Source organism: Desulfurococcaceae archaeon MEX13E-LK6-19 (assembly GCA_029637525.1).
Classification (GTDB): Archaea; Thermoproteota; Thermoprotei_A; order Sulfolobales; family Desulfurococcaceae; genus MEX13ELK6-19.
This window is the reverse complement of sequence record CP072660.1, coordinates 443,121-456,342: the sequence shown is the minus strand read 5'-3', so window position 1 is coordinate 456,342 and position 13,222 is coordinate 443,121. Positions and strand designations below refer to the sequence as shown.

Sequence of the window (13,222 nt, the reverse complement as noted above, 5' to 3'; positions counted from 1 at the left end):
AACAATGGAACTAAGACCAAAAATAATTAATGAGAAGACTGTACAGATAATTTCTGGTTGATGATTATGGATGCCCCTATTATAAAAACGACACCTCCAGGTCCTAAAGCTAGACGTATTATACGTGAAGATGAGAAGTACTTAATGCAGTCTTTTGTTAGATGGTATCCACTAGTTATAAAACGTGGTACTGGAGTATTCGTAGAAGATGTCGATGGTAACGTTTACATTGATATGAACTCCGGGCTGGCGGTACTAAATGTAGGGCATAACCATCCTAGAGTACTAAAGGCAATAAGGAGTATGCTAGGTAAAATTCTTCATTATTCGCTTACCGATTTCTATTACAAAGAAGCAGTAGACTTGGCAAAAGAGTTGACTAGAATAGCGCCCATGTCCGGGAGGAAGAAAGTATTCTTTGGGAACAGTGGTGCTGAAGCAATAGAGGGGGCAATAAAGATTTCAAGAGGATTCTTTAAAGGCCAGCGTCCTTACATAATAGCTTTCTATGGAGCTTTCCATGGCAGGACCATGGGTGCAAATACTTTAACGGCAAGTAAACCCGTACAGCACAGATGGTTTGCACCAATGCTACCAGCAGTGCTCCACGCTCCTTATCCTTATCCTTATAGATGCCCCTTCAAAACAGATGATCCTATTGAGTGTGGAGAGCAAGCACTCGCATTCATTGAGGACTATATTCTAGGTAAATATGTTTATGGAGATGAAGTTGCAGCTATATTTGTAGAGCCTATACAAGGTGAGGGAGGATACATAGTCCCTCCAGACAACTTCTTACCGGGACTAAGAAAACTATGCGATGAATATGGTATACTGCTAGTGGCTGACGAAGTACAAAGCGGTATGGGTAGAACAGGAAAATGGTGGGCTATACAACACTGGAATGTAGAACCAGATATAATAACAACAGCAAAAGCCCTAGCTTCAGGCTTACCCTTATCAGCTATTATAGGAAGAGAACAAATAATGAGCCTACCTAAAGGAAGCCATGCTACAACCTTTGGCGGCAACCCCGTTGCTTGTCGTGTTGCCCGGGAAGTAATAAGGATTATAGAAGAAGAAAAACTTCTCGACAACGCTAAACGTGTAGGCGACTATATTATCAAGAGGTTCAATGAGCTCAAGGATGAACTGGAGATAATAGGTGACGTTAGAGGAAAGGGGCTAATGATAGGTGTGGAGCTAGTAAAGAACAAAGATACAAAAGAACCTGCGTCCAAGGAGTTAGCTAAAGTACTCGATGAAGCATTTAAACGTGGCGTCTTGGTAATAGGCGCAGGGTTGTCAGCACTCAGAATAGCTCCACCACTGAATATAAGTATTGAAGTTGCTGAGAAGGCGTTGAGTATACTCGAAGATATACTTAGAAAAGTTGATAAAGAAATTAAAGCTCGGTAAAACCCCGCTTTCATCAAAAATCAGTGATCGAGGGCGTCTTCATCGCCCAAAATTTTTTACCCAGTAATCCCTTAATATTCTGTAAGTCTCATCAAGAGCTACTGGAAGAGACTTTGTTCCACCAATAACGGGCATAAAATTAGTATCGCCAATCCATCGAGGAACAACATGCACGTGCACGTGATCCTCTATTCCTGCTCCCGCAACTCTACCTATGTTAATACCTACATTAAATCCATCTGGACGAAGAGTTTCACTTAATGCGAGAATACTCTTCTTAAGAAGATCATCGAATATTTCATGTATTTCACTTTCTCTTAAATCAATAACCGACCGAACATGTCTATAAGGAACTATCATCAAATGACCGCTATTGTATGGGAAGGCATTTAATACAACATAGGCATATTTTCCACGATAAACAATATATGCTTCTTCATCACTCTTCTTAGGCAATATACAGAATAAACACTCTTCTTTCTTGGACTTACCAAAACTCTTTATATACTCGCTTCTCCAAGGAGACCATAAGACCTTGAATACACTGTCCAAGTATTTCTCACCCGAGTCCTACAACTATGTTAACAATTTTCATACAATAAACCCTCATGAATAATTCTTTGGATTGAAATATGAATAAAAGCCTTTTCGATATTAATATCATAAATCACCTTTTTATAAGATCTTGTGTACACATAAATGAATCAAGAGCTATTGTCCCCTTTATTAATAGAACAAATGGGTTTTTATCATTAAACATTATTTTATATATACTTTTATCCCACATGATTTTGAATAACAGAATCCCATTGCACAATATTTCATATTCCATGAGCTTAAGTTTAAGACCACTTAGCTGATCATATTTAAGTTTTCTATGCCTTTTTTCTCTAATATTACATCTTGCAATAACTATTAATGATTCCTCATCAATGTAATATATTGCTGTGTTTAATGTATTTATGTTAATACTACAGAGTGGTTTAAGAGAATTAATTAAAGTCCTTACATTTCTACTTTGCCTCTTTAGTATTCTCATAAAGCAAGACGCCTCTACTTATTATCTCCTTACTTGTACATACATAATTGGTTTAGTGCTTTATAAAAAGCAGATAAATAGTAGGGGGTCTGCAGTGGACGGTTATGTAATATTATATGCTTCAACAATAGTCATGACAGTATTTCTAGTATACTTTAGTTATCTAGATCTGAAATACAGAGAGATCCCTGATAGAGACATTTACATATTTATTTCTGCTTCCTTAATCTTATTTTCATTATTATTTGCTTATTCAATTATAGTAACTAAGAGGAATATTTACCTAGAGCTCACGTATCTTTCTTTATCACTTCTCATAGGTCCCTTGATTTCATACATTTTATACAAAATAGATCTCTTTGGTTTAGCCGATGTTTTTGCGATATCTGGTTTGTCGATCACTTTTTACAACGATCTTATATACAATATGTCTTTGTATAGTATTTCCACGATACACGTCCCGCCTATAATACCTTTACTTTTGTATGCAAACTTAGTAATGGCGGCATATATACCATTCAATATTATTAGGAACTTATTAGTATACAAAGATGTTCTTCCTCCCAAGAATATAGGCATATTGAAATGGAGTATAATACTATCCACAGGAAGACCCATGAAGATAAAGGATTTTCTTATGTCAAAACATATATTTCCGCTTCAGATATTTAAGATCAGTAATAATACTGTCATAGTGGAATATAGGACTTCATTTAATATTGAAGAGGATTATAAGGAGGATCAAAAACATATAAAGGAGCTTATAGAGAAAGGTTACCTACATGCCAACGACTATATATGGGTCACTTATGGTGTACCTTTCATTGTACTCTTACTAGCAGGATATATAGTACTCTTATTGATTGGCGACTCATTAATTCAATTAATAGTTCATTGCATTATACACTAGATACAGTGGGACTAATAGTAGATGATGAGAATAAGCGAATTACATAAGTTAAGCAGACATAGTGCATAAACTTTGTAGTAAAAGTGTTATGGCTTTATTCTTCAGGGTCACGTATTCCTTCATCAGATATAATGAATACTGCTTCTCCCTCAGGTAAATGTGGTGCATCAACTACTCTAGCTATTCTCTTGTTCCCTTTACTTTTTCTAAGCTGGACTCTTACGCCAGGAACATGATATAGCACATGTCCTCCAACCGCTTGCGTTGGGTCGCCGTAGAATACGTCTGGACGGGCCATAACTTGGTTTGTAACTACCACAGCTATATTATATGCTTCTGCGAGCCTCATTAACTGATGTAGATGCCTATTGAGTTTTTGTTGTCTTATGGCAAGATTCTCTCTGCCAGGATATTCTGCTCTAAATAATCCTGTTACAGAGTCTACAACCACTAGTTTTACATTTTCTTTAGGTACTAGGGCGAACAGTTCCTCCACAACAGATATTTGGTGATCAGTATTGTAAATACGTTGATACAATATATTCTCCATTACTTGATCGGGGTCAAGGCCTAATGCACGTGCCATAGATTCTATACGTTCCCACCTAAATGTTCCCTCTGTATCAAGGTATACGGCTTTCCCTTCAAGCCCTCCTCTGTCAGGAGGTAATTGCACATTGACAGCTAATTGATGACATATCTGGGTCTTACCAGTACCGAATTCTCCATAGAATTCTGTTATTGTTTTGGTCTCTATACCTCCACCCAATAGGTCGTCTAGATTCTTGCTTCCAGTAGTAATTTTCCTTACACTAAGTCTTTCCATCTTGATTTCCTTTGCCGTCTTAAACCTTATACCAAGAGCTTCTCGCGCTGCTTTCACTATCTTTTGTGCCGTTGTTAATGGTATTCCAGCTACTTGACTTATTTCTTCTGCTTTAGAAATTGCTATTGCTTCTATGGTTACATATCCTGCTGCTATGAGCTTGTTCTCTATTGTAGGGGTTACACCGGGGAGGCTTGATATCTTACTTTTTTCAGACGCCATACTTATCCCAACCATTATAGTAGGTTTAAAAAAGGGTTTTATAAAGTATAAGTCTCAACTTCTTGTTTATTAACCACCGTGAGAAACTCTATATGAGGCTGAGAGAGTTGTTCAACATTGCAATACAGATTCATAGCATTACTGCTGAAAGGCTTTCCGAAGGCATACCTCCTAACATACAATTCCAAATAAATCTCTCAATCCCATCATCTACACCATTTAATAGAGGAAAAACTCTTGTTACTCCTTTTAGTTTCACAATATCATCAAGACCCCCCGTTGTACAAATAAGTATAAAGGGCTACGCCATAGTATCTTCATCCGACACAAAAGCTCTAGAAAAGATGTTAACTGAATTAAAGAATAAACGTGTACCACAATTCCTTTTACAAACAGTATTTGCAAATATGATCGCAGAATCGATTATACTAAGTAGATCGCTAGGAGTGCCTCCACCCGTTCCGCCATTACCTCCGCCACAAATGTATGGAAAGAAAAACACTAATACATCCTATACCCCAGTACAATAAAATACAAGATTGCGATACGGGTGCATTAGGTCTTGAAACTCTTATTGATTCATGCAAAGACTTTTTGGTACAAAGTGACTGAGAAAGCTATTGATGGCGCGGAAGATGTAGACGACAGAAACTCTGAAAAGAAGTTCTCAAACGTTCTTGTCGTATTCTCTACTATAGAAAAAGATGACGATGAAATAGTCGTGGAACAGGCAGTAAAAGATATAGTGAGTGTTCTTCCAAAGATAAAACCTTCAACAATAGTAGTTTATCCTTATGCACATCTATCAAGTAATCTAGCTCCCCCACCAAAAGCGCTAGAGTTACTGACCCACTTCGAAAAGAAACTAAAGGAATCCACTGATATCGAGGTTTTCCGAGCACCTTTCGGCTGGTATAAGGCATTTGCTATAGAATGTTTCGGCCACCCCTTAAGCGAGTTATCCAAAAGCATAGAAAAGACCAAAGCTGGAGAAATTGTTAGAAAAGAAATACCTAAAGAGTACATTATCTTAACGCCTGAGGGAAAGATCTATAAACCGGAAGAGTTTGATTACACAGGATACGACGACCTAAAAATATTGGTTGATAAAGAAGTTTTCGGTAAAGAGCTTCCCGGTGGAGAAAACAAAGTCAATGATTACTGTAAAAAATTTGGCTTCGAATGGGAACCCTATAGCGACTATGGTCATATGAGATATGGCCCTCATGCAGCAGCAATAATGGAGGCAGTAATACAGTACTCATGGAGTGTTGCACAAAGTTTAGGTATACCAGTCTTCAAGGTGATTGGCACTAATACTTTTGATCTATCAAAGAAGCCTGTCTACGAGCACGCTAAACTATTTGGTGATAGACTCTACGAACTCGAAGTGGAAGGAAAGAGATATGTTTTAAGATACGCTGCATGCCATCAACAATTTGCTATGCTGAAAGACTGGATAATAAGCTACAAGAATTTACCTATGGGGATGTTCGAAGTAGCAGATAGTTATAGGCTAGAGAAAAGAGGAGAACTAAATATATGCTTTAGAATGAGAAAATTCTACATGCCTGATCTCCATATACTGACCAGAGATCTCGAAGAAGCCATTGAAATTTCTAAGAAGGTTCAAGAAAAAATTCTTGAAGAAGCAAGGAAGGCTGGACGAGAATATGTTGCATTATATAACATTACCAGAGATTTCTTCGATAAATACTTCGATTACATAGTCGAGTTTGTAAAGAGAGAAGGTAAACCCGTCCTAGTAGCCCTCATACCTGGAGGCATATACTATTGGGTACTAAACGTAGAATACCATATAATAGATAATTTGAAGAGGCCTCGTGAAATAGCAACTTTCCAAATAGATATAGGTAATGGAAAACGATTCAATATCACATACGTTGACGAAAAAGATCAAAAGCATCATCCAATAATAATACATACAGCACTCATAGGCTCTATAGAGAGATACATATACATGATCTTTGATACTGCTGCACAATTAGAGTTATCAGGAAAGACCCCATACATACCAACATGGATGTCACCTATTCAAGTAAGGATTATACCTGTATCAAAGGAGTACATCGACTACGCTATGAATATAGCTAAAGAACTCTTGGCAAGAGGATATAGAGTCGACGTAGACGATAGAGATGAAAGCTTAGGCAAAAAGATTCGTGAAGCTGGAAAAGAATGGATACCATACATTATCGTAATAGGGAAAAGAGAAGTAGATTCAAACACTATTAATGTTAGGTTTAGAAGAACAAATGACCAGAAAGTTATGTCTCTCGATGAGCTCATAAGGATTCTCGACGAGGAAACAAAAGGTTACCCCAAGATCTCGCAAACGCTGCCAATTAGGGTTAGCAGTAGACCAATATTTAGCTACCATCACTAGTGAAGTCAGCGCTTTGGCCCCTAATCATTAGAGCATGCTTTTACTCTTCATTAAAGTCTAGGTCATCATCCCATTTTAGTAAACTAGATAAATCCTCTTAAAATAACTTTTTCTAACATGCATAGGTGAAAACAGTGACCGAAAAACGATACAAGTACCTAGGACGCCATATTATGGTAAAGGGCAGATATGTTGATTTAATTCTTTCTGGTAAAAAGACTGCAACAATAAGATTGGGTCTAGTACGTCCACGATACAAGGAAATGATTGTACATGGCGGAGGAAGACCTGTAGCTAAAATATCAATTACAAAAGTGGTTTACAAAAAAGTAAAAGAGTTAACCGAAGAAGATGCCGTAAAAGACGGTTTTAATAATCTTGGCGAACTTCTAGAGGAACTGAAAAAAGTTTATCCGAATATTTCAAGTGACGACTGGGTGACAATAATAGAATTTAAAGTAACACAGAGACTCGACCAGCTACCCGTACAAGAACCGTACATGGGGCTTAAACCATCAGATCTAGCACGTCTTGGACTAAGATATCTGAATAATGAACTAAACGATAAAGATAAGAAGATCCTATTAGAGCTTACACGAACCAACAGCATAAGAATGACTGCAATCAACTTATTTGGTTCAATTGAAAAAAGATATCTCGTAAGAAAAACATTAAAGAAAGTACTTGACTTGCTATTAAGAAAGGGAATCATACGGGGTAAAAAATGACTTATTGGATTCTGAAATGTAAGGAATGCGGTAATACATGGAAACTCTATGTGAGCTATAATCTTAAAAAAGAGTTCCCTACATTTTACCATTATTGTCCTTACTGTAAAAAGAATACCTTTCATGAGATAATAGAATTTATTGAAGAATAGTCTCAACAAAGCCCTCAAGGTATAACTCCTATTTTGTACTCCTATTGAAACCAATATTGCTATTAAGACAAGTTATATATTTGTGATAATATTCTGATTATAGTGGATGATGAGAAAGGGGTATTGACTAAGGAATGAAATAACCTGTCTCAGCTGATCATCAGCAATGTTCAACTCTGGAATACCGGTCACCATAACTCATCCGTTCTGGATATCCATCAACACGACAACCCGAGTCCATCGCTATATCTTTTGAATACCTATAGTTCGCTATGTTTTACTGAAGGATGTCATGCTAAGGTAAGTACCAGTGAGAGCTAACGCTACAACAAACTATATTGGCTACATACACAAGATATACATAGACAATCTGCTAAAAGACTTTAAAGAGCAGTTCAGAGAAGAGCATCCAGTATTTCTAAAGATAAGTGCTTACTACATAAAAACTGGGTAAGCAATGTAACGATATATTCTAGACTAACAAGACTCAGAACAGTATACAAGGCAGCTAACAACTATATAGAAAAACCGTTGACAGAACTAACTAAGGAGGAATGGGAAGTATTATTAACACAGAACATTATACGTCTGTAAAATAAACGATTACTCCTTCTAAGGCCATTAATTACGTAAAAATGAAATGGATGTACACAGAATTTATATAAATAATTGAAAACACAAGTAAAATATATAGTATTTTGATAGAATATTGAAAAAGTTTTTATGTTTTCAGATGCAAAAGTTTATGTTCTTTAAAGATTTATTCTTAAATATAATACTGAGCCTACAAGCCACATCGAATTATCTCAACTTAACATTTTAAGGAATTCTAAACAGATGTAGTTTATGTAGAATATTTCCTAGTTCTTGATGCTCTGTTAATTATTTCATAAACTTTCCTAGGCTCCTTTACTGCATATAACGTTATTGGCCGCACTCCTATAGCTTGGATTGTGAGAGTTCCTGTTCCATACTTTCTATCCCAGAATCCTACATTCACATTTACTTGCTGTATTGCATCTAGATTTAATACATCGTAGTCTATTCCTACGAGCCCCTTCCTAATTATGATTCGTTTATTTGTCAAGACATAGTAGATGTTTTTCCAAACCAAAGAGGAATATATTGGGGTCCAAAAGAATATAAATCCCAATATTCCATACCAAAAGATCAAAAACAACAAAACTGGCGGTTCAAATAAAAATTTTGTTGATGCCATTCCAATTATGATCAGAGGGAATACAAGCCAGGGGATACCAATAAAAACAAGTCCTATACTTCTACGCACAAAAGGAGCTCTTAAAGGTTTATCACACCAAAGAATTTTCTCGTCAGGTTCAAGCATTTCTTTAATATCCTGAGGAATTTCCATAAAGACACCTAGAGGCGCCTATGAGTAGTACCCTAATTAATTTCAGTTGTTACAGACATGGTATATAAAAATTAGAAGCCGTCTACCTTTGAACAGCAAAAGTCTTTGCTACTATTCGGATCGTTACATTACTAACTTTGACTCCTCTTGATCTAGAAGAGAAGATCATTTCATCCTAGATCCTGAAGTAATTATTTTTGTAGTAAAACTTATGCCCATGTTTGCCAAGAATCACATAGATATTCATCTAAGAGAACAACATCACTTATTGTATTTACTCCGTTTTAACATGTTATCCACCCATTTCAGGCGTCATAAACATTACTACATCCCCATCTGATAAACGATGATCAAGACTTGCAACAGACAGACCATTCACGACGATATTAAATATAAGTCTCTTCTTTAGAACACCTTCGCCTATTCTTTTACTAACTTTTTCTTTAATTACATTCAACAAGTCTTTTAATGTAGCGTTATCTGGTAATTCCAGCTCTACATTTCTTTTATCTGGAGGAACGAGATCTGCTGCTCTGTGCAAGAATACTACTTTTACCTTCATTACATATCACCAACTTCAACTAATTACTGCAAAACCTATTATCTATACTTTTTATTACTGCTAACCATTTATAACAGCTTTCTACTCTATCCAATCTTTGGTGGCTATTTTCTGTGGTATATAGGTGTCAGCTAAGAACTTAAGGCCCTTGCTAGCCATGGCTTCAATCTCAAGTTTAGCTTTCTTTTCGAGGAATATTTTTATCTCGCGTTCCCATTCAGGTGTCTGGAACCATCTATAATTAAGGAGTTCCTTAGCTCTTTTTATGTCGGCATCTTTTGCCTTGATTATATAGTTCTTGGCTTCTTTTTCTGTGAGCCATGGCTTCTTTTTACGTTGTTTATCACCAAAAATGTCAGTCATGCTTACACCAATAAATTTTGCATCTGGGGTTGCCAATCTTTCACTTTCATATGATAGAGTTATCGAGCCAATCTTAAAGACGCTATATATATACCATCCATAGGGATCCGCGTCAGTCAGTATGTATATTGGTAACTTCAATTCTTCACTAAGGCGCCTTACAAACCTTCTTGTCGCTCTGTCTGGCTGTCCCGCGCTCGTAATCAATATTGCCTTATACTTCTTCCAGAATCCATAACGATGTAGCTGCTGGAATACAGCATCTTTCTCGACTACTAGAACGAATTCTGCATCAACATCTATGAATTCTATTAAGTCTGGAGTAGGCTCAATAGCATAAGCTCCATGCCCCATTTTACTTAGATCAATGATGTCATCTCCGCTCTTGATCCTCATATTGCCAACTACTTTCCCTTTTTCTTTACTAAGTATAAGCAACTCTTCTCTAAGAAGCCCTAGGTAGACTTCTATGTCTCTTATCACAGAATCTGATTCACGCTGCTCGTCCCAAGTATTTTCTTCCGACCAACGTCCTTTGAAGTCCTTAAATCTTATTGTATGTTTACCTCTATAGTATAAGTCACGTATTGTCGGATACTCGTTATTTACCAAAGCCTCATAGATAATGGATGCCATCAATATTGTTTGCATGAATTTCTTCGCTTCGTTTACGTCTAGAAAGCTTCTTCTAAGCATCTCTGGGCCAAGGAGAAGAAGTTTGCGGCGTTCATCATATATAGTATTGCTTAATGTTCTCTTGGGTATGATAAGCGATGGACTTTTTTCTTTTATAATCTTCTGTATAAGCTCCTTAAACTTCTCTTGAAATATCTTTATACCACGTCTTCTTACTTCAAGATCTACTTTAGAGACTGTTGACAAGGCTACACACCTACTTCAACTGATTTAAGGTATTCCATGATCTCTTGTTTATCAATACTTGTCTTCTTGGATACTATATTGACTAGTTTCTCGGTAACTATAGCACCAACATTATCGCCCATAATATCCTTAGCTATAATACTTAATCCACGAGCTATTTCCGGAATATACCTTACTAGAACTGAGAGTTTCCTCTTAACTTCTTCTTCTTTAAGTTTCTTCGATAGGTATAGTCTAAGTCTTCTCGCTGCCTCTCTTAAGGCAAGTCTTAACTCTCTTTCGACTTCAGGTACGTCAGCAACACTCTCCTTACCAACTCCCTTAAATGGCACCTTTGTGCTACATATATGTGTCAAAACTATTATCGGTGCAGGAAAACTCACGTTGTACAAGCTCCAGTCAGTTTCTGAGACAACTTTCCAGGAGACATCAGATTTTTCATCGTACAACAAGGGTATTTTGTTTGCATACCTTAAGAGGATAGGTTCATTACTCGCAGGAATATTTCCGCCATAAGCAATACCCACTTCAACAATAAATGGATGTCCCTGATATGCCGATGGTTTACGTGTAACTGCCTCTACAAACTCTGGGTTGAATATTCTTTGTAAACCAGCCTTGATGATTTCCTCACCTAGGGGGGATAAAGCATCGGCTTTTGGCGGTCTAAAGTCAGGATAGCTCTTTAGTGCTTCTGCTAGTTTAACCATGTCGTTGTCTGTGAGTTCTTTAGGCGGGGTATTCGGGTCAATACCTGCCCTACTTAAGACATTCCTGGCAGTAATATCTCCTACTCCCTGGAAGCTCTCAACAAGCATGTCCTTTATAGTAGGTGAAGAAGTTGTTTCCTTCAATGCCTTTAAATACTCTAAGTCAACACCATATGGGTGAGGCTTTACCTCTTTAGGAGGCGGCGGTAGAGTCTCAATAGTTCTCTTGTAGTAGTACACCTCCCCATCAGGTGTTACGAAAACTATGTTAGCATAAGGTGTTATAACAGCTGTTCTTCTCATGTATTCTATTACTTTCTGCCTAGCACGAGACCAATCTCCTTCAATAGTGATCGATACTATTGTACCATGCCAGTCTCGAGACTTCCTCCATGACCCTCTCTCAAGGACTATGGGCTTGTTTTTCTGCAAGTCTATCCTTATCTTGAAATAGTATATTCTTTTGAGGCCAGGCTGCGAAGTTATTACTTCTACCGCTCTGCCAGTAGTCATTTGGCTATATATGATTGCAGCTTTAACACCTAGACCGAACATACCCCTAGTTTGTCTAAGAACATACTTTGAGCTGTATAGTACCCTACCAAAGGCTTCAGGTACATGTTGTGGCGGTATACCTATACCATTATCTTCAACAGTTATTGTATAATGGCTAGGGTTTTCAACACTACGTCTAATAATGACTTTTATATTTGGCAGGATACCATGGGTTTCTGTTGCATCAAACGCGTTTTCTACAAGCTCTCTAACAGTCTGGTAAAGAGCTCTTACGGGATTGGAAAACCCAGCGATCTCTCTGTATCTGGCAAAGAATTCTGCCGGGCTTAATGCTTTGAACTGTTCTCTCTGTACACTCTCTGCAGCCATCGCTAGTAATCACCCTTTATCCTATTCATAGTCTAATCCCCTTTTAGTTCCTTATAAAAATGGGGATTCAACACATGAGTCAACTGATTATACACTATAGATTAACACAAGAATAGTTACACCCCAGACCCCCCGCCTCATAGACTATTTTATTCTTTTCATAAATCAACTCCTTTTCAACCTTAGAATTGAATAATGGGGATAAGATAATGAAGGCTGCATCACCACTCGTAGCTACAGCAATGCTCCTTGTAGCAACAATAGCTGGCGGGCTCATACTCTACAACTACATACTAAACACGGTATCAGCACCTAAAGACTACGTGACGTTAACACCCATTTCAGCAAGAATAGTAGTATCAGGAACTACAGGGTTACTTAACATAAAGGTAGCATCTATGGGCACAAAACCTGTTAACATAACAGCTGCTTTAATCTATCCTCTAGGAATAACCGTTCCGATAAACACCGAGATCAAACCAGGAGAAACAATTAGCATAACAAAAACATTCTCCACATCAGGCTTGACATTCAATTCCAATACTAAATACTTCGTAGTAATATACTATGGAAACGGACAATCAACAGAACCCATAGAAGCAGAAGTAGTGATCTCATAAGCGTAAAAGTAATTAATAATATAGCAAAAATATGAGGTATGAACTTTGATAAGGCATGTTTTTAGTTTAAAAAACAATATCTTTTTTAATCTAAGAAAAATAAAGTCTTTTCATACACAATTATA

General features: G+C 37.1%; 14 protein-coding genes. 7 read left to right on the top strand and 7 right to left on the bottom strand.

All coding sequences use genetic code 11. The features are described from left to right. The first annotated feature begins 60 nt into the window (after positions 1-60). Positions 61-1,419: an acetyl ornithine aminotransferase family protein gene (locus J4526_02545; GenBank protein ID WFO76296.1), complete on the top strand. Its 1,359-nt coding sequence runs from the start codon at positions 61-63 to the stop codon at positions 1,417-1,419. Between the two features lie 39 nt (positions 1,420-1,458). Here J4526_02545 and J4526_02540 read toward each other — a convergent pair whose 3' ends face one another. Further along, complete coding sequence (locus J4526_02540) at positions 1,459-1,971, bottom strand: HIT domain-containing protein (GenBank protein WFO75760.1); 513 nt, start codon at positions 1,969-1,971, stop codon at positions 1,459-1,461. A gap of 115 nt (positions 1,972-2,086) precedes the next feature. Continuing rightward, on the bottom strand, positions 2,087-2,458 hold the full coding sequence (locus J4526_02535; GenBank protein ID WFO75759.1) for a hypothetical protein: 372 nt from the start codon (positions 2,456-2,458) through the stop codon (positions 2,087-2,089). Between the two features lie 94 nt (positions 2,459-2,552). Here J4526_02535 and J4526_02530 point away from each other — a divergent pair, with 94 nt between their 5' ends. Next, on the top strand, positions 2,553-3,368 hold the full coding sequence (locus tag J4526_02530) for a prepilin peptidase (protein WFO75758.1): 816 nt from the start codon (positions 2,553-2,555) through the stop codon (positions 3,366-3,368). Positions 3,369-3,462: 94 nt separating this feature from the next. Here J4526_02530 and radA read toward each other — a convergent pair whose 3' ends face one another. Beyond that, complete coding sequence (gene radA, locus J4526_02525) at positions 3,463-4,416, bottom strand: DNA repair and recombination protein RadA (protein WFO75757.1); 954 nt, start codon at positions 4,414-4,416, stop codon at positions 3,463-3,465. A 107-nt stretch (positions 4,417-4,523) separates the two neighbouring features. On the opposite strand from radA, the gene J4526_02520 reads away from it, so the two are divergent. The 4 genes from J4526_02520 (at position 4,524) to J4526_02505 (ending at position 8,157) form a co-directional block, all read left to right on the top strand. After that, a complete protein-coding gene (locus tag J4526_02520) occupies positions 4,524-4,946 on the top strand; it encodes a hypothetical protein (GenBank protein ID WFO76295.1) in 423 nt (140 codons plus the stop codon). 32 nt (positions 4,947-4,978) lie between these two features. Next, positions 4,979-6,823 carry a threonine--tRNA ligase gene (locus tag J4526_02515; protein WFO75756.1) on the top strand — a complete coding sequence of 615 codons (1,845 nt, stop codon included), beginning with the start codon at positions 4,979-4,981 and terminating at the stop codon, positions 6,821-6,823. Between the two features lie 173 nt (positions 6,824-6,996). Next, positions 6,997-7,551, top strand: coding sequence for an ASCH domain-containing protein (locus J4526_02510; GenBank protein ID WFO76294.1), 555 nt, complete (start codon positions 6,997-6,999; stop codon positions 7,549-7,551). Between the two features lie 462 nt (positions 7,552-8,013). Then, positions 8,014-8,157 (top strand): hypothetical protein, encoded by a 144-nt coding sequence (locus J4526_02505; protein ID WFO75755.1) that lies wholly within the window; start codon positions 8,014-8,016, stop codon positions 8,155-8,157. A gap of 390 nt (positions 8,158-8,547) precedes the next feature. Here the strand turns inward: J4526_02505 and J4526_02500 are convergent, their stop codons facing one another. From J4526_02500 to J4526_02485, 4 genes are all read right to left on the bottom strand, one after another. Beyond that, the gene (locus tag J4526_02500) at positions 8,548-9,075 is read right to left on the bottom strand and encodes a PH domain-containing protein (GenBank protein ID WFO75754.1); all 528 of its coding nucleotides are present in this window, start codon (positions 9,073-9,075) and stop codon (positions 8,548-8,550) included. A gap of 292 nt (positions 9,076-9,367) precedes the next feature. After that, positions 9,368-9,637: a MoaD/ThiS family protein gene (locus tag J4526_02495; protein ID WFO75753.1), complete on the bottom strand. Its 270-nt coding sequence runs from the start codon at positions 9,635-9,637 to the stop codon at positions 9,368-9,370. An 81-nt stretch (positions 9,638-9,718) separates the two neighbouring features. Further along, complete coding sequence (locus J4526_02490) at positions 9,719-10,882, bottom strand: DNA topoisomerase IV subunit A (GenBank protein WFO75752.1); 1,164 nt, start codon at positions 10,880-10,882, stop codon at positions 9,719-9,721. Positions 10,883-10,884: 2 nt separating this feature from the next. After that, entirely contained in the window at positions 10,885-12,477 is a 1,593-nt protein-coding gene (locus J4526_02485; GenBank protein ID WFO75751.1) for a DNA topoisomerase VI subunit B, read from the bottom strand. A 209-nt stretch (positions 12,478-12,686) separates the two neighbouring features. On the opposite strand from J4526_02485, the gene J4526_02480 reads away from it, so the two are divergent. Next, positions 12,687-13,097 (top strand): hypothetical protein, encoded by a 411-nt coding sequence (locus J4526_02480; GenBank protein WFO75750.1) that lies wholly within the window; start codon positions 12,687-12,689, stop codon positions 13,095-13,097. Positions 13,098-13,222 lie beyond the last annotated feature (125 nt).